Source organism: Devosia sp. FKR38 (assembly GCF_005222805.1).
GTDB lineage: Bacteria > Pseudomonadota > Alphaproteobacteria > Rhizobiales > Devosiaceae > Devosia.
Window position 1 is genome coordinate 192,503 of sequence record NZ_STGC01000005.1, and the last position, 25,205, is coordinate 217,707.

At 64.4% G+C, this 25,205-nt stretch carries 20 protein-coding genes; 9 read left to right on the forward strand and 11 right to left on the reverse strand.

Features of this window, described 5'->3' with window-relative positions:
* Position 1 precedes the first annotated feature (1 nt).
* The 4 genes from E8M79_RS06040 to E8M79_RS06055 all read right to left on the reverse strand — a co-directional run bounded on the left by E8M79_RS06040 (position 2) and on the right by E8M79_RS06055 (position 4,196).
* Complete coding sequence (locus E8M79_RS06040; protein ID WP_137151049.1) at positions 2–1,123, reverse strand: ABC transporter ATP-binding protein; 1,122 nt, start codon at positions 1,121–1,123, stop codon at positions 2–4.
* 8 nt (positions 1,124–1,131) lie between these two features.
* Positions 1,132–1,953 (reverse strand): carbohydrate ABC transporter permease, encoded by an 822-nt coding sequence (locus E8M79_RS06045; protein ID WP_137151050.1) that lies wholly within the window; start codon positions 1,951–1,953, stop codon positions 1,132–1,134.
* A 3-nt stretch (positions 1,954–1,956) separates the two neighbouring features.
* On the reverse strand, positions 1,957–2,841 hold the full coding sequence (locus tag E8M79_RS06050) for a sugar ABC transporter permease (RefSeq protein ID WP_205747884.1): 885 nt from the start codon (positions 2,839–2,841) through the stop codon (positions 1,957–1,959).
* A 77-nt stretch (positions 2,842–2,918) separates the two neighbouring features.
* Positions 2,919–4,196, reverse strand: coding sequence for an extracellular solute-binding protein (locus tag E8M79_RS06055; RefSeq protein WP_171015748.1), 1,278 nt, complete (start codon positions 4,194–4,196; stop codon positions 2,919–2,921).
* A gap of 201 nt (positions 4,197–4,397) precedes the next feature.
* On the opposite strand from E8M79_RS06055, the gene E8M79_RS06060 reads away from it, so the two are divergent.
* The 9 genes from E8M79_RS06060 (at position 4,398) to E8M79_RS06100 (ending at position 13,908) form a co-directional block, all read left to right on the forward strand.
* A complete protein-coding gene (locus E8M79_RS06060; RefSeq protein WP_171015749.1) occupies positions 4,398–5,402 on the forward strand; it encodes a LacI family DNA-binding transcriptional regulator in 1,005 nt (334 codons plus the stop codon).
* A 119-nt stretch (positions 5,403–5,521) separates the two neighbouring features.
* On the forward strand, positions 5,522–6,280 hold the full coding sequence (locus tag E8M79_RS06065; protein ID WP_137151053.1) for an electron transfer flavoprotein subunit beta/FixA family protein: 759 nt from the start codon (positions 5,522–5,524) through the stop codon (positions 6,278–6,280).
* A complete protein-coding gene (locus E8M79_RS06070) occupies positions 6,280–7,209 on the forward strand; it encodes an electron transfer flavoprotein subunit alpha/FixB family protein (RefSeq protein WP_137151054.1) in 930 nt (309 codons plus the stop codon). The genes E8M79_RS06065 and E8M79_RS06070 overlap by 1 nt, the downstream gene beginning before the upstream one ends.
* Positions 7,210–7,302: 93 nt before the next feature.
* Positions 7,303–8,487 carry an amino acid aminotransferase gene (locus E8M79_RS06075; RefSeq protein ID WP_137151055.1) on the forward strand — a complete coding sequence of 395 codons (1,185 nt, stop codon included), beginning with the start codon at positions 7,303–7,305 and terminating at the stop codon, positions 8,485–8,487.
* An 84-nt stretch (positions 8,488–8,571) separates the two neighbouring features.
* Positions 8,572–9,225, forward strand: a complete 654-nt coding sequence (fsa, locus tag E8M79_RS06080) for a fructose-6-phosphate aldolase (RefSeq protein ID WP_137151056.1) — start codon at positions 8,572–8,574, stop codon at positions 9,223–9,225.
* Between the two features lie 118 nt (positions 9,226–9,343).
* Positions 9,344–10,414, forward strand: a complete 1,071-nt coding sequence (locus tag E8M79_RS06085; protein ID WP_137151057.1) for an Mrp/NBP35 family ATP-binding protein — start codon at positions 9,344–9,346, stop codon at positions 10,412–10,414.
* 52 nt (positions 10,415–10,466) lie between these two features.
* Positions 10,467–10,760: a hypothetical protein gene (locus E8M79_RS06090; RefSeq protein WP_137151058.1), complete on the forward strand. Its 294-nt coding sequence runs from the start codon at positions 10,467–10,469 to the stop codon at positions 10,758–10,760.
* Positions 10,761–10,856: 96 nt separating this feature from the next.
* Positions 10,857–12,170, forward strand: coding sequence for a GH1 family beta-glucosidase (locus E8M79_RS06095; protein WP_137151059.1), 1,314 nt, complete (start codon positions 10,857–10,859; stop codon positions 12,168–12,170).
* Positions 12,171–12,237: 67 nt separating this feature from the next.
* Entirely contained in the window at positions 12,238–13,908 is a 1,671-nt protein-coding gene (locus E8M79_RS06100; protein WP_248304917.1) for an alpha-glucosidase family protein, read from the forward strand.
* Here the strand turns inward: E8M79_RS06100 and E8M79_RS06105 are convergent.
* The 7 genes from E8M79_RS06105 to E8M79_RS06135 all read right to left on the reverse strand — a co-directional run bounded on the left by E8M79_RS06105 (position 13,905) and on the right by E8M79_RS06135 (position 24,880).
* On the reverse strand, positions 13,905–15,497 hold the full coding sequence (locus E8M79_RS06105) for an ABC transporter ATP-binding protein (protein ID WP_137151060.1): 1,593 nt from the start codon (positions 15,495–15,497) through the stop codon (positions 13,905–13,907). The genes E8M79_RS06100 and E8M79_RS06105 overlap by 4 nt on opposite strands.
* Complete coding sequence (locus tag E8M79_RS06110; protein WP_137151061.1) at positions 15,484–16,323, reverse strand: ABC transporter permease; 840 nt, start codon at positions 16,321–16,323, stop codon at positions 15,484–15,486. Before E8M79_RS06110 ends, E8M79_RS06105 begins: the two co-directional genes overlap by 14 nt.
* The gene (locus E8M79_RS06115) at positions 16,320–17,273 is read right to left on the reverse strand and encodes an ABC transporter permease (protein ID WP_137151062.1); all 954 of its coding nucleotides are present in this window, start codon (positions 17,271–17,273) and stop codon (positions 16,320–16,322) included. Before E8M79_RS06115 ends, E8M79_RS06110 begins: the two co-directional genes overlap by 4 nt.
* Before the next feature lie 96 nt (positions 17,274–17,369).
* On the reverse strand, positions 17,370–18,842 hold the full coding sequence (locus tag E8M79_RS06120) for an ABC transporter substrate-binding protein (protein ID WP_137153278.1): 1,473 nt from the start codon (positions 18,840–18,842) through the stop codon (positions 17,370–17,372).
* A gap of 173 nt (positions 18,843–19,015) precedes the next feature.
* Positions 19,016–20,590, reverse strand: coding sequence for an iron ABC transporter permease (locus E8M79_RS06125; RefSeq protein ID WP_137151063.1), 1,575 nt, complete (start codon positions 20,588–20,590; stop codon positions 19,016–19,018).
* A 104-nt stretch (positions 20,591–20,694) separates the two neighbouring features.
* Positions 20,695–21,741, reverse strand: coding sequence for an extracellular solute-binding protein (locus E8M79_RS06130; protein ID WP_137151064.1), 1,047 nt, complete (start codon positions 21,739–21,741; stop codon positions 20,695–20,697).
* A gap of 211 nt (positions 21,742–21,952) precedes the next feature.
* The gene (locus E8M79_RS06135) at positions 21,953–24,880 is read right to left on the reverse strand and encodes a HAMP domain-containing sensor histidine kinase (protein ID WP_137151065.1); all 2,928 of its coding nucleotides are present in this window, start codon (positions 24,878–24,880) and stop codon (positions 21,953–21,955) included.
* Positions 24,881–25,205: the final 325 nt, after the last annotated feature.

Genomic DNA, 25,205 nt, shown 5'->3' on the forward strand with positions numbered 1-25,205 from the left:
ACTAGAGCGAATGGGGGAAGGCGATGGTGCGGCCGTCAGGGCCGAAGGCATAAAGCCGGCTGGCGTCGAGACGGATGCTGGTGGGGGCGCCAAAGCGGCTCTCCACCTGGAAGGACCGATGCACCGCCACATAGCCCTCCTGGGATTCGGAATCGAAGGTGCGCAAGGCCCCGGCGTCGACATAGACCAGGGCTTCGCGGCCCAGGTTCTCCACCACGGCGGTGGTGCCGGCGATCTCGATCCCGGTCTCCCCACCCAGCGCCTCGGGGCGGGCGCCCAGCACGATCTCGCCACCCACGCCCGGCCCTTCGCCCTCCAGCGTCAGCTCGAGATTGATGTCCACGCCCGGCAGTTGCACGGAAACCGAATGTCCCGTCTGGCGGACGACGCGGCCGGCAAAGAAGTTCATGCGCGGCGTGCCCAGGAACCCGGCGACGAAGCGGTTGGTCGGCCGGTTGTAGAGTTCGAGCGGGCTGCCGGTCTGTTCGATCTGCCCGGCATTGAGCACCACAATGCGCGAGGCCATGGTCATGGCCTCGGTCTGGTCATGCGTCACATAGACCATGGTGGCCTTGAGCTCGGCATGCAGCCGCCCCAGCTCGATGCGCATCTGCGAACGCAGCGCGGCATCCAGGTTCGACAGTGGCTCGTCGAACAGGAACACATCCGGCGAGCGGGTAATGGCGCGGCCAATGGCGACGCGCTGCTTCTGCCCGCCCGACAGGGCCTTGGGCTTTTTCTCCAGATGCTCGGTGATGCGCAGGATCTGCGCGGCGCGCTGCACGGCCGCATCGATCTCGGCCTTGGGGCGCCCGGCCATCTTGAGCGCAAAGCCCATGTTCTGCGCCACCGTCATATGCGGATAGAGCGCATAGTTCTGGAACACCATGGCCACGCCGCGCTGGGACGGATCGTCATGGGCAATGTCGCGGCCATCGATGCGGATGGCGCCCGAGCTGATGGTTTCCAGGCCCGCGATGGAGCGCAGCAGGGTGGACTTGCCGCAGCCCGAGGGGCCCACCATCACCACGAATTCGCCTGGCTCGGCGCGAAAGCTCACGCCTTTGAGGGCCTGGAAATTGTCGTAGCTTTTCTTGACATTGTCGATTTCGAGACTGGGCATGATGCCTCCTATTTGCCGAGGCCGGCGAGACTGCGCACGAAGTGGCGCTGCGCCAGGATGAAGAGGATGAGCAGGGGCAGGGTGGCGATGGTCAGTGCCGCCATGATCGCCGGCCAGTCCGAGCTGTATTGCGTGGTCAGGCCATAGATGCCCACCGGCAGCGTGCGCACCGATTTCTCGGTCAGCATCATCAGCGCCAAAAGAAACTCGTTCCAGTTGAACACCGCCTGGAAGATCGCCGCGCTCGCCACCACAGGGCCGGACAGCGGCACCACGATGCGGAAGAAGATCTGCAGCCGGCTGCAGCCATCCAGCCGCGCCGCCTCTTCCAGCTCACGCGGGAATTCGAGGAAGAACGCATAGAACAGCACGGTGGTGAAGGGGATGCCGAAGGCCGCATAAGGCAGCACAATGCCCAGCTGGGAATTGAGCATGTGCCCGCCCGAAACCATCTGGTAGAGCGGCACCAGCACGCTCTGCACCGGAATGGCAAAGCTGGCGATGATCAGGATATAGAGCCATTTCATCACCTTGGCTTCCGAGCGCGCCAGCACATAGGCAGCCAGGCCCGAGGTGGTGATGATCACCGCCACCGACAGCACCGTCACCAGCAGCGAATTGAGCATGAAGCTGCCGATGCCGATGTTCCAGGCGCGCTGGAAGGCGGAGAGGTTGAGGCTCCCCGGCAGGCTCAGCGGCTTGGTGAAGATTTCGGCCTGGCTCTTGAAGGCCGAGATCAGCATCAGCCCGATGGGCGCCACAACGAAGATGGTCCACACCGTCAGGATCAGATGCATGCCGATGGCGACAAGCCGTGTACGTCCGTTCATGGCTCAGCCCCTGCGCGACAAGGTGAGCTGCAGCCAGCCGAAGCCGAGTGCCACCACCAGAAGAATAACGGAAAGGGCGTCGGCATAGCCCATATTGCCCAGCGTAAAGGCCTGCAGATAGGTGTAGCTGCCGATCACCTGGGTGGCATTGGCCGGCCCGCCCCCGGTGGTGACGAACACCAGGTCGAACACCTTGAGCCCGCCGATGATGCAGATCAGCGTGCCCACCATCAGCACATTGCGGATGCCGGGCAGGGTGATGTGCACAAAGGCACGCCAGCCCTTGGCCCCGTCCAGCGCTGCGGCCTCATAGAGTTCCTTGGGAATGGCCTGCAGCCCGGCCAGCACCAGCACCATCTGGAAGCCGACGTTCTGCCAGGCAGCAATCACCAGCAGCATGTAGAGCGAGATATTGGGGTCGCCCAGCCAGCCCAGCCGCGGCGGCGTCAGCCCCACGCCTTTGATGACAGCGTTCAGCGGGCCCACATTGGGGTCAAAAATCAGGATCCACACAAAGGCCACCGCGATCGAGGAGATGATCACCGGCATGAAGATCATGGTGCGATAAAACGTATTGCCCCGGCGCACGCCACGATCCAGCAGCGCTGCAAACAGCGTGCCTAGGCCCACCTGGGTGATGATCGAGCCGATGATCAGGAAGATATTGTTTTTCAGCGCCGTCCAGAAGATCGGGTCCGCCATGGCGCGGGCGTAATTGCCCAGCCCGACGAACACCCAGTTCTGCGAGGTGATGCCGAATTCATAGAATGAGCCGACCACGGCCAGCACGGAGGGGATCAGCACCAGCACGCCGACCAGCAGCAAAGCCGGCGCCAGCATGCCGGCGGACATCCAGCGATCGAGCATACGGGAGGAAGAGTGTGACACGCGGCAAACCTGTGGCTGTCCAGAAGGGAAGGGGCGACGACCAGGTGGCCGCCGCCCCCCCAGGGAGACTCGTTGGTTTAGCTTGCGGCCTTGGCCTGGACTTCGAGCGCAACCTTGCGGATGGCTTCGACGGCCTGGTCAGGCGTCATGGTGCGGTTGAGCACTTCCACAGTGGCGTTGAGATAGGCTTCCGACACCGCCGCATCGAGCAGCACGTCCAGCACATTGACGCCCTGGGTGAAAGTGGCGACATCGGCAGCCAGTGCCTTGAACAGCGGGCTCACGCCTTCGACCGTATCGATCTTGGTCGCGTTGGACGGCATGAACTTGGTGTATTCGACGAACTTGGCAGCCTGGTCGTCTGACACCAGGAAGCTCAGCCAGTCGACGGCTTCCTGCGGATGCGCCGTCTTTGCCGACACCTGGAAGCCCTCGGGCACCAGGAAGTTGGCGCCGGCATCGCCGCGGCCGCCATCAACCACCGGCAGGCGGAAGAAGCCGACATCGGTGAAGCCTGCCGTCTCAAAGCCCGAGATGCACCAGCTGCCGCAGAATTCCATCGGCGAGGCCTGGCTGGAGAACATCGTGTCAGCCACGGTGTAGTCGGTGGCGTTCGGAGCCTCTTCAAAGCAGCCGGCGTCCTGCAGATCCAGCAGGTCCTGGAAGGCCTTGGCATAGCCGGCGTCGGTGTAGAGTGCGTCGGCGGGGCGCGACAGATCATAGTCCGGCGCAGTGCCGGCAACACCCAGCTCGCGCTCATTGAGCATGGTCATCCAGTGGATGGCCTTCCACCGCGTCTTGTTGCCCAGCGGCATCGGCACCGTGTTCGGGTCGATGGCGCGGATGGACTTGCACAGCGTGCCCAGCTCGGCCAGCGTCTTGGGGACCTCCAGCTTGTGCTCGGCGAAATAGGCGGTGTTGTAGAACACAAACTTGCTCACCGCGTCGGCCGGCACGCCATAGAGCTTGCCGTCATAGCGGAAGGCGTCGAGATAGCCGCTGCCAACCGTGGTGCCAAAGGCGCCCGGTGCGTCGGCATAGCTGGTCAGGTCCAGCGCCAGCCCGTCCTTGGCCAGCCGCTTGGCATCATCGCCCGACCAGTTGAAGAACACATCCGGTCCGTCGCTGCCCACCAGCGCCACCTGCAGCCCGGTCTTGTAGGGGTCGCCGGGGAAGGTCTGGTGTTCGATGGTGACGTTGGGATGGGTCTTTTTGAACTCTTCGGCGGCCTGGGCGATGAATTCCGGATAGCCGGTATTGTCCAGGGTCCACATCTTGATGGTGACGGCATCCTGCGCCAGGGCGGAGCCGCCGGCGAGAGTCGCCAGCGTAGCGGCGGCAACAAGCGCGCGCATGCGAGGCATCATGAGCATTGGGCAACCTTTCGCGATCGACGTGAAGATCCGGCCGACAGCGGCCGAACCAGTGCGGGCCCTTTGCCGAACATGTTCGGTAATCTTGGGTCCTGAGGCGACTATATGGCCGAAAACCCAATTGACAATAGTCGAACAGCGTTCGAACTTCTTCGAAAATTCATCGAACCTGGGGATGCTCCAATGGCAACAATGCGCGATGTCGCCCGACTGGCCGGAGTCTCGGTTTCCACCGTGTCCCTGTGCCTGACCAACAGTGGCCCGGTGGGGGCCGAAACGCGCAGCCGCGTCGAGGCCGCCGCCCGCGAGCTCAACTATCACACCGGCCCGGTCGAACACGGCGCCAAGCGCGGCCGCAGCCGGCTGATCGGCATCCTGTTGGGCGATGTCTACAATCCCTTCTTCGGCCGCATGCTCGATCGGGTCGATGCGGCTGTGTCAGCCGTCGATCACATGCTGATTGTCTCCATGACCGGCATCGACAAGGAGCGCGAGATCCGCGCCCTCGATCAGCTCCGTCGCTATCGCCCCGCCGGCGTGCTGATGGCGCCACTGCGCAACAATGCCGCCCTGCAGCGGCGGCTGCGCACGCTGGACATGCCCGCCGTGCTGGTCGACCAGAATGTCGATGATGTGCGCCTCGACTATGTCGGTTCCGACAATACCCTGGCCACCCGCATGCTCACCGAATATCTGGCGCGCATGGGCCACCGCCGCATCTGCTATCTGGGCGGGCGGCTCGATCTCTCCAACTCGGTCCTGCGCCGCCAGGGTTTTCGCGATGGCCTCGCCGCCACGGGCGTGCCGGAAACCGAAACCATGGAGATCACGGCCGACTACAGCGCCGACCAGGCCTATGCGCAGACCATGCGGGTGATGACCATGACCCGTCGCCCCACGGCGATCCTGGCGGCCAGCAATATGATGGCCATCGGCGCGCTGCAGGCCATCAACGATCTCGGCTTCAACTGCCCGCGCGATGTCTCGCTCTGTGGCGTCGATGAAGTGCCCTGGGGCGGCGTCATCCAGCCGCGCATCACCACGGTCGCCCAGCCGGTGGACGAGCTGGCCGACATCGCCGCCGCCTGGCTGCTCGAGCGCATCATCGGCCGCGGCGGCCCACCCCGCCAGCATATCGCCGTGCCCAAGCTGATCCTGGGCTCATCCTGCCAGCCACCGTCCAGCTAGCGCTGCCCAGCGGCAGTGTTTTCCAACAATCCCCCGCGCCCTAGCCCAAATTTCCCCGGCTGCGCCTTGTCCCATTGCGCGCAATTTGACATGACACCGCCAACCTTGCGGAGCAGCCCATGAAAATCCTGGTCGCCATCAAGCGCGTCGTCGATCACAACGTCCGCATCCGCGTGCGGCCCGATGGCTCGGGCGTGGAAACCACCGGCGTGCGCATGTCGATGAACCCCTTTTGCAAGCATGCTGTCGAGGCTGCCGTGCAGCTGTCCGAAGCCGGGCATGGCGACGAGATCGTGGTGGTCTCCATCGGGCCCAAGGCGGCCAATGATGTGATCCTGACCGCGCTGGCCATGGGCGCCCATCGCGGCCTGCTCATCGAGACCGATGCGGCGCTCGAAACCCTCGCCATTGCCAAGCTCCTGGCCAAGGTGGTCGATGAGGAAGCGCCCGATCTGGTGCTGCTCGGCAAGCAGGCCGTCGACGACGACAGCAATCATGTCGGCCAGATGCTGGCCGCCCTCACCAATCGCCCGCAGGCCACCTTTGCCTCCGAGATCAAGGTGGTCGGGCAGGGGCTCGAGGTCACCCGTGAGATCGATTCCGGCCGCGAGACCCTGGCGCTGCCGCTCCCGGCCATCGTCACCGCCGACCTGCGCCTCAACACGCCGCGCAATGCCGCGCTGCCGCAGGTGATGAAGGCGCGCTCCAAGCCACTGGCCGTGCGTCCCGTCGCCGACTTCGGCGTCGATCTCGCGCCGCGCCTCGTCATCGAAACCATATCGCCGCCGCCCGAGCGCCTGGCCGGAAAGACCGTCGCCTCGGTCACCGAACTGGCGGGCATCATCGCCAGCGATCTCTCCACCATGGAGGCCTTGTGATGAGCGTTCTGCTGGTTGCCGATATCGATCAGGGCGCCCTCGCGCCCGCCTCGGCCCGCGTGCTGTCCGCTATTGCCGGCCTGGGTCCGGTTGACGTGCTGGTGCTGGGCAACGACACCGATGCGGCGGCTGCCGAAGCCGCCAATCTGGTCGGCGTCGCCCGCGTTCTCGTTGCCAAGGGCCTGGTTGCCGCCGACGCAGATGCCGATGTCATTGTTGCGCTGTCGTCAGGCTATCACTTTGTTGTCCAATCGGCGGGAAGTGTCGGTCGAGATCGCATGCCACGTGTAGCCGCACGGCTCGATGTCATGCCCGTCACCGACATCGTCCAGATCCTGGCGCCCAACCGCTTCGTCCGCCCGATTTACGCCGGCAACGCCCTGCAGACCGTGCGTGACGATCAGCCCATCCATGTGCTGACCATCCGCGCCTCGGCCTTCCGCGCCGCGGCGACAGGCAATGCCGCGCCCATCCAACGCCTTGATCTGGCAATGCAATCTTCTGTCCGCCTGATCGCCACCCATCGCACGCCCAGCGACACACCCGATCTGGCTACGGCGCAGGTCGTGGTCGGCGGCGGCGTTGCGCTTGGCTCGGCCGAGAACTTCCAACTGGTTGAAAAACTTGCCAAAAAACTCGGCGCGGCCATCGGCGCAACCCGCGCTGCCGTCGATGCCGGCTTTGCCCCCAACGACTGGCAGGTCGGCCAGACCGGCAAGATCATCGCCCCCGATCTCTATATCGCCATTGGCATTTCCGGCGCGCTGCAGCACCTGGCCGGCATCCAGGGCGCCAAAAAGATCATCGCCATCAATACCGATCCCGAAGCGCCGCTGGTCAAGCTGGCCGACGTCGCCCTGATCGGTGATCTCTTTGATATCGTACCGAAATTGACCGCCGAACTGGATCGGCTCGGCGTCAAGCGCTGAGCCATTCGACCAAAAGCCAACGCCTGTCTGCGATTGCAAAATCCCCGCCGGCGCCTATAAAGGCCCCGCATTCCCACCGGAACGACTCCTGTCATGTTTGAGACCCTCTCCAAGGCCCCCGGCGACAAGATCCTGGCGCTCATGGGCGAATACGCGGCCGACCCGCGCCCCACAAAGATCGACCTTGGCGTCGGCGTCTATAAAGACGAGCAGGGTGTTACTCCCATCATGTCCTCGGTCAAAAAGGCCGAGCAGAAGATCCTGGCCCAGGGCAAGACCAAGACCTATCTCGGCATTGCCGGCAACAAGGGCTATGGCGCCGCCGTGCTCGATCTGGCCCTGGCCGACAGCATTGACCGCAGCCGCGTCCGCATCGCGCAGGCTCCCGGCGGCACCGGCTCGCTCTGGGTTTTGATGCAGCTCGTCAACCGCGCCAAGCCCGGCGCCACCGTCTGGGTGTCCGATCCGACTTGGCCGAACCACAATCCCATCGCCGAAAATTCCGGCCTAGTGGTCAAGACCTATCCCTATTTCGACACCGCCACTCGCGGCGTCAAATTCGACCAGATGCTGGCCGCCCTCGACACCATGGGCCCGGGCGATGTGGTGCTGCTGCATGGCTGCTGCCATAACCCGACCGGCGCCAACCTCACCAATGCCCAGTGGGATCAGGTTGCTGCCAGCCTCGCGCGTACCGGTGCCTTGCCCTTCATCGACCTGGCCTATCTCGGCTTTGGCGATGGCCTGCTTGAAGACGCCTATGGCACCCGCAAGGTGCTGTCGGTGGTGCCCGAAGCGCTGATCGCCTTCTCGGGCTCCAAGAACTTCGGTCTTTACCGTGAGCGCGTCGGCGCGGCCATCATCGTCGCCCGCGATGCCGCCCAGGCCGATGTCGCGCAGTCGCAGCTGCTCAACATCATCCGAGGCGCCTATAGCCAGCCACCCGATCATGGTGCCGAGATCATCCGCACCATTCTTGAGGATGCCGAGCTGCGCGCCGAGTGGGAAGCCGAGCTCAACATGATGCGCGCCCGCATGATCCGCCTGCGCGAAAAGCTTAGCGCCGCCATCCGCACCAAGAGCAATTCCGCCGATTTTGACTTCATTGCCGATCACCGCGGCATGTTCTCGCTGCTGGGCCTGCCCAATAGCGTGGTCGAACATCTTAAGGCCACCAACGGGGTCTATATGATCGGCGACAGTCGTATCAACGTCGCAGGCATCCCCGAAGATCGGGTGGACGATCTGGCCGACGCGTTCCTGTCGGCCATGAAATAGCGCCTGCAAATGGCCTTGCGGCAACCCCTTGCCGTGCTACACCTTTTGCCCATGGGCAGATTTGAAGACAACTAGGAGGGAACCATGAAGTTCTTCGTCGACACTGCGGAAATCAAGGACATCAAGGAGCTCTATGCGACCGGTCTTCTCGATGGCGTCACCACCAACCCCAGCCTGATCGCCAAGTCCGGCCGTGACTTCAAGGAAGTCATCGCCGAGATCTGCGCCCTGGTTCCCGGCCCGGTTTCGGCCGAAGTGGCGAGCCTGGAATATGAAGGCATGGTTGCCGAAGGTGAGCACCTCGCCAAGATCGCTGAGAACGTGGTCATCAAGCTGCCGCTGACGCTCAACGGCCTCAAGGCCACCAAGTACTTCTTCGACAAGGGCATCAAGACCAACGTCACCCTGTGCTTCTCGGCCAACCAGGCCCTGCTGGCTGCCAAGGTCGGCGCGACCTATATCTCGCCCTTCCTGGGCCGTCTGGATGACATCAACCTCGACGGCGTCGAACTGATCGAGAATATCCGCCAGATCTACGACAACTACGCTTTCGACACCCAGATCCTGGCCGCGTCCATCCGCTCGCCCAACCACGTGACCCAGGTCGCGCTGGCCGGCTCCGATGTCGCCACCATTCCGCCCGACGTGATCCGCAAGCTGGCCAACCACCCGCTGACCAACGCCGGCATCGAAGGCTTCCTCAAGGATTGGAAGGCCACGGGCCAGTCCATCCTCTAGGGCGTCGCAATACCCATCGTCGGCCGCGTGGTGAGCCTGTCGCACCACGCGGTCCTGCCACCAAGACCTCGCCCTTCGACATGCTCGGGGTGAGGTCTTTTGTTTTGAGAGGCTCCCTATGGCTGACACTGCCCTTGCTGCCGCGATCAAATCGGCCCTCACCACTGTGGAAATCCCCGGTGGTGGCGATCTGGCGGGCTATGCAGGCCTCTCCGACATCATCGTCACGCCCTCGGCGGTGGCCTTTGCCATAGCGGTGGCCCCCGGCATGGAGGCCGCTTTCGGCCCGGCGCGCGACGCCGCACAACACGCTGCCCAGGCCGTCGCCGGCACCCGCAAGGTCATGGTCTCGCTGACCGGCGGCAAGCCCCCGGCCAAGGTCGGCCCGACCTTCTCGCATGGCAAGCCGGTCCCACCGGGCAAGACTGCCGTTCCCGGCGTTCGCCGCATCATCGCTGTCGGGTCCGGCAAGGGCGGCGTCGGCAAATCCACCACCGCGGTCAACCTCGCCCTGGCGCTGCAGGCCGAGGGCCTGCGCGTGGGCATACTCGATGCCGATCTCTATGGGCCCTCCATTCCCAAGCTGCTCGGGCTCGAAGGCCAACCGGCGATCCGCGACGACGGTATCTTCACGCCCCATGCCGCCTTTGGCCTCAAGGCCATGTCCATTGGCTCGATGCTGGTCAAGGACCAGGCGGTGGTCTGGCGTGGGCCCATGGCGACCTCGGCGCTCCGCCAGTTGTTGCGCGAGACCGACTGGGGCGATCTTGACGCCTTGGTGGTCGATTTGCCCCCGGGCACTGGTGACATCCAGATCTCGCTGTTTCAGCAGGCCATTGTGGAGGGCGTGGTCATCGTTTCTACCCCGCAGGATCTCGCCCTGATCGATGCCAAGAAGGCGATCGACATGATCAAGCGCTTCGACGTGCCGTTGCTCGGCCTGGTCGAGAACATGAGCTACTTCATCGCCCCCGATACTGGCCATCGCTATGATATTTTTGGCTCGGGCGGCGCCGAGCGGGCGGCCGCTGAGCTGGGCATGCCGTTCCTGGGCGCCGTGCCGCTGGTCATGTCCATCCGCGAGGGTTCGGACGCGGGCGTGCCGCCGCTGGTCTCGGCCCCCGAGGGGGCAGAAGCCCAGGCCTATCGTGCCATCGCCCGCAAGCTGCTGGGGCAAACGCGCGCCTGAGTGGGCCCCTCGCGTTAATCTTTTGTTAGGCCAGCAACCGCACACTTGCGACATGGTCACGTTTCGCAACGTCAGCGGCTATAACGCCATTCTTGAGCAGCGCCAGCGCCGCGCCGACGCGGCCGCGATTGCTGACGCGCGTTCGTCCGCCCGCAAGGAGGCCGCTGAACGGGCCATGGCGCGTTCCGAATCGCTGCGCGCGACGATGTCGAACAACATCAACCAGACGGTCTCAAACCAGATTCAGCTCACCTCCCAATTGGTCAGTACCCGGGTCAACGCGGCCAATAAGGCCAAGACCGAAGAGATGATGGCCAAGGCTAACGCCATGATGAAGTTCGCCTGATTGGCGTGATTGTCTTTCCGCAATCGATTGCATGATGCGTTCCGCTGCGCTATCGGCTTGTCTGCTTACTGCTGAGACAGACCCATAGGGATCGCCATGTTTTCCTTCGACCGCCAGCAATTCGGCCCGCAGTTCACCTTTGGCGCCGCCACGGCCGCCTATCAGATCGAGGGTGGGCAGAAAGACGGGCGCGGCCCATCCATCTGGGACAGTTTCTCAGCAACGCCCGGCAATGTGCGCAATGGCGACACCGGCCGCGATGCCTGCAACCACTATGAGCTCTGGCCCGCCGATCTCGACCTGATCCGCGACGCTGGTTTTGACGCCTATCGCTTCTCCTTTTCCTGGCCACGGCTGATTCCCGAGGGCACTGGCGCGGTCAATCCCGCCGGCCTCGACTATTATGATCGACTGGTCGACGGCATGCTCGAACGGGGCATCAAGCCCTTTGCCACGCTCTACCATTGGGACCTGCCCTCGGCGCTGCAGGACAAGGGCGGCTGGATGAACCGCGATATCGCCGGCTGGTTTGCCGACTATGCCGCGCTGATTGCCAACAAGTTCGGGGATCGGCTGGAGGCAACGGCCACCATCAACGAGCCCTGGTGCGTCGCCTTTCTCAGCCATTATCTGGGCGTCCACGCCCCCGGCTATCGCGATCTGCGCGCCGCTGCCCGGGCCATGCACCATGTGCTGTTTGCCCATGGCACCGCCATTGACGCCCTGCGCGCCAATGGGGCCAAGAACCTCGGGATCGTGCTCAATCTCGAAAAATCCGAGGCGGCCACCGATAGCCCCGAGGATCTGGCGGCCATGGATCTGGGTGATGCCCTGTTCAACCGCTGGTATCTGGGTGGCGTGCTCAAGGCGCAATATCCCCAGGTCGTGCTTGATTTCCTCGGCGAGCACATGCCCAAGGGCTATGAGCAGGACATGGCGACTGTCTCCCGTCCGCTCGACTGGCTGGGCATCAACTACTATACCCGAGGCCTCTACAAGGCGGCTTCCAAGCCCGGCGCGCCCATCGAACAGGTCACCGGCCCGCTGGAAAAGACCGACATCGGCTGGGAGATTTATCCCAAGGGCCTGACCGACCTGCTGGTGCGCGTCTCCAATGACTACACCAAGATCCCCCTCTATGTGACCGAGAACGGCATGGCCGAGGTCGAGGGCGACGACGATCCCCGTCGCGTCAAATACTATGAGGATCACCTCCAGGCCGTGCTGACCGCCCGCGAGCAGGGCGCCGACGTGCGCGGTTATTTCGCCTGGTCGCTGCTCGACAACTACGAATGGGCCGAGGGCTATAACAAGCGCTTTGGTCTGGTCCATGTCGACTACAAGACCCAGGTCCGCACACCCAAGGCCAGCTATCGCGCCTTCCAGGGCCTGCTGCACAACAGCCGTTGAAGCGGCCTTTCGGGGCAGGGGCGCAAGGTGCTAGGTGTGGTCACACACCGCCGCACCGGAGCCCATGATGACAGCCAATCCGCTGATGACCGAGCAGAAGAAAATCGACAATGCCGTCATCGACAAGGACTGGTGGCGCGGCGCAGTGATTTACCAGATCTATCCGCGCTCCTTCCAGGATCAGGATGGCGACGGCGTTGGCGATCTGGTCGGCATCACCAGCCGGCTCGACTATGTGGCCGATCTGGGCGTTGACGCCATCTGGCTGTCGCCGGTGTTCACCTCGCCCATGAAGGACTTTGGCTACGACGTCTCCAACTATCGCGACATCGACCCCACCTTCGGCACGCTGGAGGACTTTGACCGCCTGGTGCAAAAGGCCCATTCGCTCGGCCTCAAGGTCATCATTGACCAGGTGATCTCCCATTCTTCCGACAAGCATGCCTGGTTTGCCGAAAGCCGCGTCTCGCGCACCAATGACAAGGCCGACTGGTATGTCTGGGCCGATCCCAAGCCCGATGGCACGCCGCCCAACAACTGGCTCTCCATCTTCGGCGGCTCCGCCTGGCAATGGGACAGCCGCCGCATGCAGTACTATCTGCACAATTTCCTGGTCTCCCAGCCCGATCTCAACTTCCACAATCCGGCCGTGCAGGAAACCCTTTTGGGCGAAATGCGCTTCTGGCTGGAGCGTGGCGTCGATGGCTTCCGCCTCGATACGGTGAACTTCTATTTCTGCTCGCTGGGGCTCGAGGATAATCCGGTCGTCAAGGCGGCCGATTTCAATGCCTCGACCGCCCCGGCGGTCAATCCCTACAATTTCCAGGAGCACGTCTACGATAAGTCGCGTCCGGAAAACCTGGCCTTCCTCAAGCGCCTGCGCGCCCTGATGGACGAGTATCCCGGCCGCACCACCGTGGGCGAAATCGGCGACAGCCAGCACCAGCTTGAGCTGATGGCGCAGTACACCTCCGGCGATGACATGCTGCACATGGCCTATACCTTTGACTATCTGGGCGGCGAGTTCTCGGCCGCCCATTTTCATGCCGCCATTGCCGCGACCGAAGAGCAGGCGCCCGATGGCTGGATCTGCCTGGCCTTCTCCAACCACGACGTGGTGCGCCACGTCAGCCGCTGGTCGGCCCATGGGCAGGAGGCCGCCTTCACGCGACTGGCCGCCACGCTTATCCTCTCCATGCGCGGCTCGGTCTGCCTCTACCAGGGCGAAGAACTGGGTCTCAAGGAAGCCGAGCTGTCCTTTGCCGATCTGGTCGACCCCTATGGCATTGAGTTCTGGCCCGAATTCAAGGGCCGCGACGGCTGCCGCACGCCCATGGTCTGGCAGTCGCACGCCAGCAATGGGGCCTTCTCCAATGCCAACCGCACCTGGCTGCCCATTCCGGCTGAACATTTGACCCACGCGGTGGACCTGCAGGACAAGGTCGACGGCTCCGTGCTGGAATTCTATCGCGCCATGCTGGCCTTCCGCCAAGCCCATCCCGCGCTGGCCAAGGGCAGCATCGAGCTGCTCGACACGGTGGGTAATGTGCTGGCCTTTGTGCGCCAGGAAGGCGAAGAGCGCCTGCTCTGCGTTTTCAACATGGGCGACTCGGCTGCCAGCTATCCGCTGTCGCCGAGCCTCAAGCCAGCCGAAGTCGGCTGCCCTGGCGTCACCGCCACGCCGGTTGCCGGTCAGCTCGGCCTTGAGCCCTTCGGCGCCTATATCGGCCGGATCTAGCCTGCCGGGGTCGCATCCGGGTCAGACGGCGCGTCGAGTTCAGGCAGGCGCGCCGCCACCAGTTCCTGCGTCAGCCGGTGCAGGGGATGGGCGAAAATCTCGCCGGGGCGGCCCTGTTCGACAATGCGCCCAGCTTCCATCACCAGCACGCGGTCGGCCATGGCCGCGACCATGTCGAGGTCATGGCTGATGATGAGATAGGTCAGGCCAAACTGCGCCTGCAGCCGCGCCAGCAGCTCCAGCACCTCGCCGCGCACCGAGACATCGAGCGCCGACACCGGCTCGTCCAGCACCAAGAGGCGCGGTCGGGTCACCAGCGCCCGGGCAATGGCGAGGCGCTGCCGCTGCCCGCCCGAGAATTCATGCGGATAGCGGTCCAGCATCGCCGGATCGAGCCCGACGGCCGATACTGCTTCGGCAAGGCGCGCGGGCGTTAGCGCGCGGTCCAGCGCGGGTTCGAGATGCAGCGGCTCGGACAGCGATGCTCCGATGCTCATGCGCGGATCAAAGCTGCTGAACGGATCCTGGAACACCAGCGAAATGTCGCGCCGAAGTGCCTTGGGCAGGTCGCGACCGCGATAGCTCTGGCCGGCAAAGGCAATGCTTCCCGCGCTGGCGCTGTCGAGGCCGACGATGACCTTGGCCAGCGTAGTCTTGCCACAACCCGACGGCCCCACCAGCGCCACCACTTCGCCAGAGGCAATGGACAGGCTGACGTCGTTTACCGGCCGCAACGGCGCGATCGGCCAGAACAGGGCATTGCGCCGGTGGTAGTCCCGCGTCACGCCCTTGACCTGCAGCAGCGTTTCCCCGAGCGGGCGCAGCTCGGTCGCCGCCGGGGCAAAGCGCGATGCGCTGACCAGGCGGCGCGTGTAATCCTGCTGGGGCGCCCGCAGCACCTGCTCGACCGAGCCGGTCTCGACAATGCGCCCGCTGTGCATCACCGCGACCCGCGTACACACCTGGGCAACGGCCTTCAGGTCATGGCTGATGAACAGCAGCGCCATCCTGCGCCGGGCACAGATATCGGCGATCAGCGCCAGCACAAGCCGCTGGGTGATCAAGTCCAGCGCCGATGTCGGCTCGTCGGCGATCAGCAGGTCGGGCTGGCTGGCCAGCGCCATGGCGATCATGGCGCGCTGCCGCTGGCCCCCGGACAGCTGATGCGCATAGCGGTCGCCGTGCTTCTGCTCGAGCCCCACCTCGGTCAGCAGTTGCGGCGTGTCGAGCTGGGCCGACACATGCTGGCTGTTCAGTTCAATGGCCTCGGCAATCTGGTCATTGATCCGCATCAGCGGATTGAGCGCGGTCATGGGCTCCTGAAACACCATGCCGATGCGCTGGCCGCGCAGCCGCGCCATGGCTCGCTCCGACGTCGGCATCGGCGCGCCATCAAGCAAAATCGTGCCGCTGCGGCTCGCCCCTTCGGGCAATAGGTCGGTGATCGCCAGCGCCGTCAGCGTCTTGCCCGAGCCGCTCTCGCCGATGATACCGAGCCGCTCGCCGGGCTGCAGCGTCAGCGAAATGCCGTCCACCGCCACCGCGTCGCCGAAGCGGACCACGAGGTCTTTCACTTCAAGCAAGGACATTGCGGTTTCCCTGGCGCAGGCGGGGATCGATGGCGTCGCGCAGCCCGTCCCCGGCGATATTGAGGGCGATCACGATGGCCACGATGCACAGCCCCGGAATGATGGTCAGCAGCGGATGCAGCAGGAAGAGGCTCTGCGCGTCGCGCAGCATCAGGCCCAGGCTGGTTTCGGGTGGCTGGGTGCCCAGGCCGATGTAGCTCAGGCCCGCTTCGGACAGGATGCCCAGAGACATCTGGATGGTGCCCTGCACGATGATCAGGCTCATGATATTGGGCAGTAGGTGCCGCAGCGCGATGCGCGCATTGCCCAGCCCCGCAAGTTGCGCTGCAGCGACAAAGTCCAGCGTGGCAATGCTGAGCGCTCCGCCGCGCGCCACCCGGGCAAACACCGGAATGTTGAAGATGCCGATGGCGACAATGGCGTTGACCGCGCCCGGCCCGACCAGCGTCGTGATCAGGATCGCCACGATCACCGCCGGAAAGGCGAACACGAAGTCCGACAGGCGCAGCACCAGCCATTCCACCCAGCCGCCCCAGGCCACCGCTGCCAGCCCCAGCGGCACGCCAATGCCTACCCCGATGGCCACCGCCAGCAGCGCCACGGTAAAGCTCGTCAGCGTGCCCGACATGAGCAGCGAGACCATGTCGCGCCCCAGATTGTCGGTACCCAGCCAATGGGCGGCTGTGGGGCCGAGAAAGCGCCGGCCAATGTCGATCTCGGTGATCGGGAACGGTGTCCACACCAGCGACAACAGGCCCAAAAGGGCAAAGGCCAATGTGGCGATCAGCCCGATGGCCAGGCTCGGATGGCTCAGCAAACGCCTCATCGCTGCGCTCCCTCACGCAGACGCGGATCGACCAGCGCATAGGCAATGTCGGTCAGCAGCATGGTTGATGTCACCGCCAGGATCAGGATGATGGTCGCGCCGCGCACCAGGATCAGATCGCGCTCGAGAATGGCCGTATAGATCAGCTTGCCCAGCCCGGGGAGGTAGAAGACGTTCTCCACCACAATGGTGCCGGCGACCAGATAGGCGAACTGCAGGCCCAATATGGTCAGCACCGGCAGCAGCGCATTGCGCACGCCGTGGCGCCACAGCGCCTCGTCCATGGTCAGCCCCTTGGCCCGCGCCGTGCGGATGAAATCCTGCCCGGCCACATCCACCAGCGCGGTGCGCATCACCCGCGCCAGGATCGAGGCCTGCGGCAGGGCAAGGGCAAGGCTGGGCAGCAGCAGCCCGCGCAGCGCCAGACCGCTGTCTTCGATCCAGGGCGTAAAGCCTCCCGGCGGCAGCCAGCGCAGGCCCACGGCGAACACCAGCACCAGCAACATGCCGAACCAGAAATTGGGAATGGCCACACCGGTCTGGGCCAGCACCATGATGGTGGTATCAATCGCCTTGCCACGCCGCCGCGCTGCCAGCAGGCCCAGGGGCAGGCCCACAACCATGGAAATCACCATGGCAAACACCGCCAGCGGCAAAGTCACGCCCAGCCGGTCCCAGATCAGCTGCGCCACCGGCGCGCGCTGGGTATAGGACATGCCAAAATCGCCCTGCAGCATGCCGCCCAGCCAACCCAGAAAGCGCTGGTAGGCCGGCGCATCGAGCCCCATCTGCAGCCGCAACTGCGCCACTGACGCGGGCGTGGCATTGATGCCCAGGATGAACTGCGCCGGATCACCCGGCAGCAGATCGAGCAGCACAAAGATCACCAGGGCCGCCACCAGCAGCGTCACCGCAAAGCCGATCAGGCGGCGCAGGGCGTAGGCGATCACAGCCCGGCTGGGAGCGGTGTCACCCCCCTCCGGACCTCCCCCCAAGAGGGGAAGGTTGGTGTGGTGGCAATCACCACGCGCGCGATGGACGAAAGGTTACTCGGTCCAGGCGATGTCACGCAGGACCAGGCCTTCGATGGGCGAATTCTGCCACATGCCGGTGAGCTTGGCATTCCACACACCGGTCTGGGCCAGCTCGAACAAATAGCCATTGACGGCGTCATTGGCCAGGATGGTCTGTGCCTCGATGGCCAGTTCCTTGCGCTTGGCTTCGTCAGTGGTGCCATTGAGCGTCTCGATGAGCGCCTGGAACTGCTTGTTGTCATAGCCGAAGTAGTAGTCCGGGTTGGCATAATTGCCAATGTCGAACGGCTCCACATGGCTGACGATGGTCAGGTCGAAGTCCTTGTTGGTGTAGACATCTTCCAGCCACTGCGCCCATTCCACATTGACCAGGCTGAGCTTGATGCCGATCGCGGCGAACTGGCTGGCAATGATCTGGCCCGACAGCCGCGCATAGGCCACCGGCGGCAGCTTGAGCGTCGCGGCAAAGCCATCGGGATAGCCCGCTTCGGTCAGCAGCGCCTTGGCGGCGGCGATGTCGAAGGGATAGGTATTGGTCAGGTCGACATAATAGGGGTTATGCGGGGCAAAGGGCGCGCCGATCGGCACGCCATAGCCATAGGTGGCGCCATCGATGATCGCCTTGCGGTCAATGGCATGGGCCATGGCCTGGCGCACCTTGAGATTGTCGAACGGCGCCTTGCGGTTGTTGGTGGCAAGGATCGTTTCGCCTTCCGTGGTGCCGACCAGCACCTTGAACTGCGGATTGCCCTCGAACACGGCCAGCGCCTCGGCGGCGAAATTATTGGTGCCGTCGATATCGCCGGCCAGCAGCGCATTGGTCACGGTGGCCGTGTCGCTGATGAACACATAGGTGGCCTTGGTCAGGTGCACGGGCTCGCCCCAGTAGGGACCATAGGCTTCCAGCACCACGCGGCTGCCCTTGTCCCATTGCACAAAGGCAAACGGGCCGGTGCCGATGGGTTCATTGGCATTGTTGTCGGCGCTTTCCGGCGCCACGATCACCGCGTCGCCACGCCCCAGGTCGAACAGGAAGCGCCCGATCACATGGTCGAGTGTCATGGTCACCGTCAGCGGATCCACCACCGTGATCGACTTGATCGGGGTGTAGAATTCCTTGTGCGCGTTGACGCTGTTCTCGCCCAGGATGCGGTCGAAGGTGAACTTGACGTCGTCGGCATCAAACGTGGTGCCGTCGTGGAAGGTCACCCCGTCATGCAGCTTGAAGGTATAGGTCAGGCCATCGTCCGAAATGGTCCAGCTTTCGGCCAGGCCCGGCTGCACGGCGCCGTTCTGGTCGATGCGGGTCAGGCCCTCGAAAATGTTCTGATAAACCACGATGTCGATGGCTTCGGCAGCGCCCGCGGTGGGATCCAGCATCGGGGGCTCCAGCGCCACGCCAATGCGCACTTCGGTCGGGGCAGCCTGTGCCACGCCCGCCAGCGCAGCGCTCATCCCCAGGACGATCCCGAAGGCCTTGAGCATCTTGTTCATCGCGTCACTCCCGCTTGCGGCACGCCTGGCGCCGTCTGATCCGTCCGGCCGTGCCGGGCATATTGGCTCCGGCGCGGCCTGTTTGGCTGCCCATGCCTGAGGCACCGACAACGTCGGGCGCAGCATATAGGAGATCGCCACTAACATGGCACCACGTGCCGGTGTTATACTTTCCTACGATCACCCAGCCGTGTAGCAAGAACAACCGGAATAAGCCCCGCCAGCACGATGAACAGTGCGGGAAGCGCTGCCTGGGCAAAAAGTCCGACATTTGCCCGCGAATAGACCAGTGTCGCCAGCGTATCCACGCCCAGCGGCCGCAACAGCAGCGTGGCCGGCAGCTCCTTGATGATCTCGACGAAGACCAGTGTCGCCGCGCTCAACAGGGCCGGCAGCAGCGTGGGCAGGTCGATCCGCAGCAATAGGCCCAGTCCGCGTTCGCCCAGCACCCGCCCGGCATCCAGCACGCCGTCACCGCGCTTCTTAATGGCCGCGTCCAGCGTCGAATGGCTCACCGCCAGATAGCGAATGGCATAGACATAGAGCAGTGCCGCCATCGAGCCGGACAGCACTAGCCCCGGCCGCCAGCCGGCCAGCGCCATGGTGAGCCGGTTGAACCACAGATCGGCCTGGCCCAGCGGCTGCAGAAGGCCCAGGGCCAGCACCGTGCCGGGAATGGCATAGCCGAGCGTGGCAATGCGGATAGCGCCCTTGCCCAGGCCGCCGGCGCGATGCGCCAGCTTGGCCGCCACCAGACCGATGGTCACGGTGATAACGGCGCCCAGGAGCGCCAGCGTCAGCGTCGGCACCAGGGCGCCCAGCGTCATGCTCACCGATTCCGGCGCCGTCAGGCGGAGCGCCAGATAGCCCAGCTGGCCCACCGGAATGCCAAAGCCCAGCACCAGCAGCAGCAGGCAGATGGCAAAGGCCAGCCAGCGCCGCGCGCCAAAAAGCTGTTCGCGAGCGGGCGGCACGCGGCTGTCGCGGCGCCCGAGATAGACGCGGTCGCGTCGCGCCCGCTGCTCGGCCGCAATCAGCAGGCCAATGACCAGCACCACCGTGACGGCGAGTTGCGCCGCGCCGCCGAAGTCCGAGCGGTTGATCCAGGTCGAATAGATGATGGCAGTGATGGCGTTGACACCAAAGTACTGTACGGCGCCCAGGTCATTGACCACTTCCATCATCGCCAGCGTCACGCCCACCACCAGCGCCGGGCGCGACAGGGGTAGGGTCACGGCAAAAAAGGTGCGCATGCCACCGGCGCCCAGCGTGCGAGCGGCAATGTTGAGCGAGGCCGACTGCATCAGGAAAAAGGCGCGGCAGGCCACATAGACATAGGGGTAGAGCACGCTCGAGAGCACGATCACCGCGCCCCAATGGCTGCGGATATCGGGGAACCAATAGTCCTGTAGCGTCGTGCCGCCATTGATCGCCCGCAGCGCCGATTGCACCGGGCCAGGAAAGCCGAGGAATTCGACATAGCTATAGGCGGCCAGATACGTCGGCACCGCCAGCGGCAGCACCAGCGCCCAGTCGAACAGGCGGCGCAGCGGGAACTCGTAATGCGTCACCAGCCAGGCGGCCACCAGGCCCACGCAGCCGGTGATCAGCCCGACGCTGATCATCAACACGCCCGTTTCGCGCAACGCCGTGGGCAGCATGGTGGCGGCCAGGCCATTGCTGCCGGTGCTCATCGCGCCCAGCGCCGACCAGCCCAGCCAAACGATGGGCAGCCCCATCAGCAGGGCAATCAAAAGCGCAACGACCGGCGAAGCATGTGCTTCGCCGGTCTGCTGGTTCAGTCGATGGTCCGATAGACTTGAGATCAGGCGACTCCGCCGCGCTAGTTTTGCGCACCTTCGTTGAACTTGAGCTCATCGACAAGGGCCGCAGCCTCGGCGCGATGGGCCGCGATCTCGGCCAGCGGCGTGCTGGCGGGCTTGAGCGTGCCCCAGCTCAGCGTCAGTTCCGAAGGCGAGACCGACGGGACCACGGGGAACTCGTAATTGGTGTCGGCGTAGATGCTCTGGGCTTCGTCCGATAGCAGGAAGGCGATCAGCGCGTTGGCGTTCTCGACATTGGGTGCATATTTGGCGATGAAGCCGCCAGCCACATTGACCTGCGTCCCGTCCGTCTCGGCATTGGGATAGATGATGCGGGCGGAATTGGCCCATTCCTTCTGCTCGGGCTCGGCGTCGTTGTTCAGCATCACGCCCATGTAATAGGTGTTGCTGATCGACAGGTCACAGGTGCCGGCCAGGATGTTCTTGACGCCTTCGCGGTCATTGCCCGAGGGCGGATAGGCCAGGTTGTCACGTACAGCGGCCAGCCAGGTGCGGGTGGCATCCAGGCCCGTGGCGGCGATGCGCTGGGCAATCAGGCCGATGTTATAGGCATGGTCGCCCGGACGGGTGCACAGGCGCCCCTTCCACTCGGGCTTGGTGATGTCGTCATAGGTCAGCGCGGTGGCGTCGACACGCTCCTTGGAGACGAAGAACACGCGGGCGCGCAGCGACAGCGCGGTCCAGTTGTCATCGTCGTCGCGGAATTCGGCCGGAACGCGCTCGTCCAGCACCGGGGTGGTGATCTTCTGGGTCAGGCCCTGTTCCTCGGCCCCAACCAGATTGCCGATATCGACGGTCAGCACCACGTCGGCGGGTGACAGCTCGCCTTCGGCGGCCACGCGCTCCAGCAGGCCGTCGCCGGCATAGAGCACATTCACCTTCACGCCGGATTCGGCGGTGAAGCGATCCAGCAGCGGCTGCAGCAGGCTCTGTTCGCGATAGCTGTAGATATTGACTTCGCCACTTTGGGCAAAGGCAGGTGCAGCAAAGCCCGTGAGGGCTACGGACGTCAGAAGGGCCAGGGCAAGGCGCGCAGTATGGGTCATGCTGTTCTCCAGATGGTGGCGGGGTTCAAGGTCCCGCTGAGACGCCCCCTTCTGGTCGAGCCTCTGCTAGAAGTCAATATCCTTAGCAATATCAATGACTTGCCGATTAGAATGGTTCAAAGTTCCGCGGCAATAGATGTTTAGAATCAGGCGATTAGCTGATTGTAACAGTCTGGTTTTTGGGTGCGACAAATCGGCCGTATCGGCGCAGCTAGCTGTTCTGCTCGTCCGTGCCGGGCACCGCGACCAGATCGGCTGGAATGGTCAGGGTGAACAGCATGCCATGCTCGCCCGCCGGATCGACCGACAGCGAGAAGGCATTGACCGCCAACAGCGAGCGCGTCAGCGCCAGGCCAACGCTGGAACGCACCGGTGTCAGCGCCTGGCCATTGCGGCCCATGCCATCGCGGAACACCACGAAGCGCTCGCCCATATCGACATTGTGGCTCGAGCTGTCGCGCACATGCACGGCAATGCCACCCTCGTCCGTGCGCTGCGCCGAGATCACCACGGCGCCGCCGGCTGGCGTCTGGTCGATGGCGCTGGCTAGGAGGTTCAGCACCGCCTGTTCCAGCGAGGCACGGTCCGCCGTCAGCCGGGGCAGGGTCTCCGAAATGGCATTGCGCACCAGCACGCGGCCATTGCTGGCATGCTGGCGGATGCGAAGCACGCAGCCCTCCAGCAGCTCGGTCAATTCGATGGTCGCGCGCTGCGGCAGGTAACGGCCGTCGCGCAGGCGGGCATAGTCCTCAAGCTCGTCCACCAGCGCGGCAATATCCTGCCCGGCATGGCTGATGTCGCGGGCATAGTCGGCAAGACGCTCGGCGTCGATCTCGGGGCCCGCCGCATGCAGCATATCGGCAAAGCCGATGATGGTGTTGAGCGGGCGACGTACGCCGCGGCTGATGCGACCCAGCAGCGCCGGATCGGCATCGGGCGTGGCCGACAGGCGCAACTGCGGCGCCGTGCGGGCACGCACAAAGCCGAAATAGCCGGTGACTACGCCGGCCTGGCCCTGGGTGAAGAGAGTTATGCTGGAGCCGCCTGCAGCGCTCCGCAGCGCCAGCCAGGGGCGCTCAGTCTCGGCAAACCGGGCCGGGCGATCAAGGAAGCTGCGCAGCGCCGGCACATCCTCAGCGGCAATCAAGGCGGTCAGCGGCTTGCCATCGACGGGGCCTGTCTGCTCCAGAAGCGCGACCGCCTTGGGGGTGATGGCCTTGACGACGCCGCTGCGCGTCGCTTCGAAAAAGCCGTCGCCGACAATATCGGCCAGGCTCTGGGCAAAGGCACTAACCGCAGATTCATGGCCGGTGCGCACTTCGGTGGCGCTGGCCGACAGCATCAGGGCAGGGCGCCCCTGCCAGGACATCGACTGCAGTCGCGCCGTCACCGGCACCAGCGTGCCATCGCGCTGCACCAGATGGTTGATCGGCCCGGCTTCCTGGCCATCGGGGCCAGCAGCGGGGAACACGGCGGCCAGGCCCGCGGCCCGCAGCTTTTCTACCGATTCATAGCCCACCATGTCGGTGATGGCGCGGTTGGCAAACAGGATTTGCTGGTCACGGAACACCAAAATGCCCAACGGGAGGCGATTGAGCACCAGCGTCTCGCCGCCCAGATTGACCAGCGAGGCAGTTGCCGATGTGCCCGTCGGCGTCGTTGGCACGGCCGGCGGCATGCCGATGTCGGCCACCCGATCATTGAGAATGCGGGACAGCTCGTCAAAATTATAGCGCGACACCCGCTCGACCACTTCGGTGTCGAGGGTTTGTGCGCTCGCTGGCGAGGCGTTTTCTTCGGCGAGCGGTGTGGCCTCTGGTTCCACCGGCTCACCGGCGCGATCCATCCGTGCCAGATCAGCCTGATCCTCAGCTTCGGCGCTGGCCTCAATCTCGGCAAGATCCTCCAGCGGCGCAGTGGCATCGGCCTCAGGGGCCAGCGGGCGGAAGCCGTGGCCGGTAACGCGGAACAGTCCCGTGGCCGCGGGCAGCACAACAGGCGCGTCGGCGACCTCAACCGCGGGCTCGTCGGCCGCAGCCTCAATCGGCGCATCGAGCGCAGTCTCATCCGGCTCGGGCGCGGCGGCATCGGCATCAGCGGCAAGGTCGGTGTCAGCCTGATCCCGCGCGACCGGTGCCACCGGCGGGTGGTCATCGTCAGCCGTCAGCGGCGTGTAAAGATCCTCGTCGGCGACCAGCCTGTCCAGCAGCGCACTCAGGCGGGAGCTGCGGGCCGGCTCGGCGACTGCGCTATCCGCCGTCTCCCTCTCGTCGCGCGGGGCGGGGGAGTGGGTTGGCTCGGTGCGATCCTGCGGCGCTGCGATCTCTGGCGTGTCGATAGTTTCGGTCGGCGCGGTTTCGTCCGCGTCGCCATCAGACCAAGCCTCGTCAGGCTGGTCGGCGCGGTCATCATCCGTACCGTCGGAGTCCATCGAAGGAACCAGGGCGACGCCATCCGCCGGACCGTCATCCACCGGCATGGGCGACTGCCCCGCCAGTTCGGCCATGCGCCAGCTCTCGAGCTCGCGGGCATAGGCGGCTTCATCTTCGGCGATCAGGCCTTCGATATGCGGAGCGGGTGCGGACGCATCCTCGGGTTCGGCCGGGCTCCCGGAAACCGCCTCGGCCGCTTCGCTCCATGCAGACAGGTCTTCGGCCTGCTCAAAATGCTCCATGGGCGAGCCGTCGTCTGGGGCATTCTGTGCCAAATCCGAGCCTTCGCCGGCATCGGCATGGGACTCTTGGCTGTCGGTTTGCACACCGGCGGCAGCGATGATCTCGGCATCGATCGGGTCAACGCCAACGATCAGCAGCGCGATCTGGCCGTTCTCCCAGGTCAGGGGCGTAGTGGCGCAAGTGCCCGACGCCGGCTTGTCGCCGGCCTGAAACTGGATACGCGCCAGGCTCGTCCGTCCCGGCGAACCTAGTCGGATATTGCGGCTGACCTGCCCTTTGATCGGCACAGCCGGCTGCGCTCGCTTGAGCCCATGCTTCTTGAGCTTTGCCAGGAACAGCGCGGCTGCCGGGTTGCTCCAGATCAGCGACTGCCCGTCCTGCGACCATAGCCAGGCGGGACGTGGATCAGCCGCGTGCTGCTGCACACGGCGGGCACTTGGCGATGTGATCCAGTCAGCAACCATGAACCGTCGTCATCTCCGTTCCGGCTTGTGGCAGGCTATTGTGCCATTCCGACACAACTGTGCCCGGAACCTTAAGCTTTCTTCAATATAGGTCGGGCAGGGGACGGTCCAGAGCGGCCAGCCGCCGCCGCCCCCTGCTTCTGGGAGAATGGTTAAGCGGCAATCCGTTACAATATCGTCATCGGCACGACGAAGGGCCGATCATCCCGGCAGAACGGTTGAGACAAAATTGACAGGGACGAAGGCAAAAAGGGTGCTTGTCATCCTGGTTTTCTCAACCTATGTTCCGCGCGCTGTCGGGACGCGGTGTTGATCGCTCCCTTGA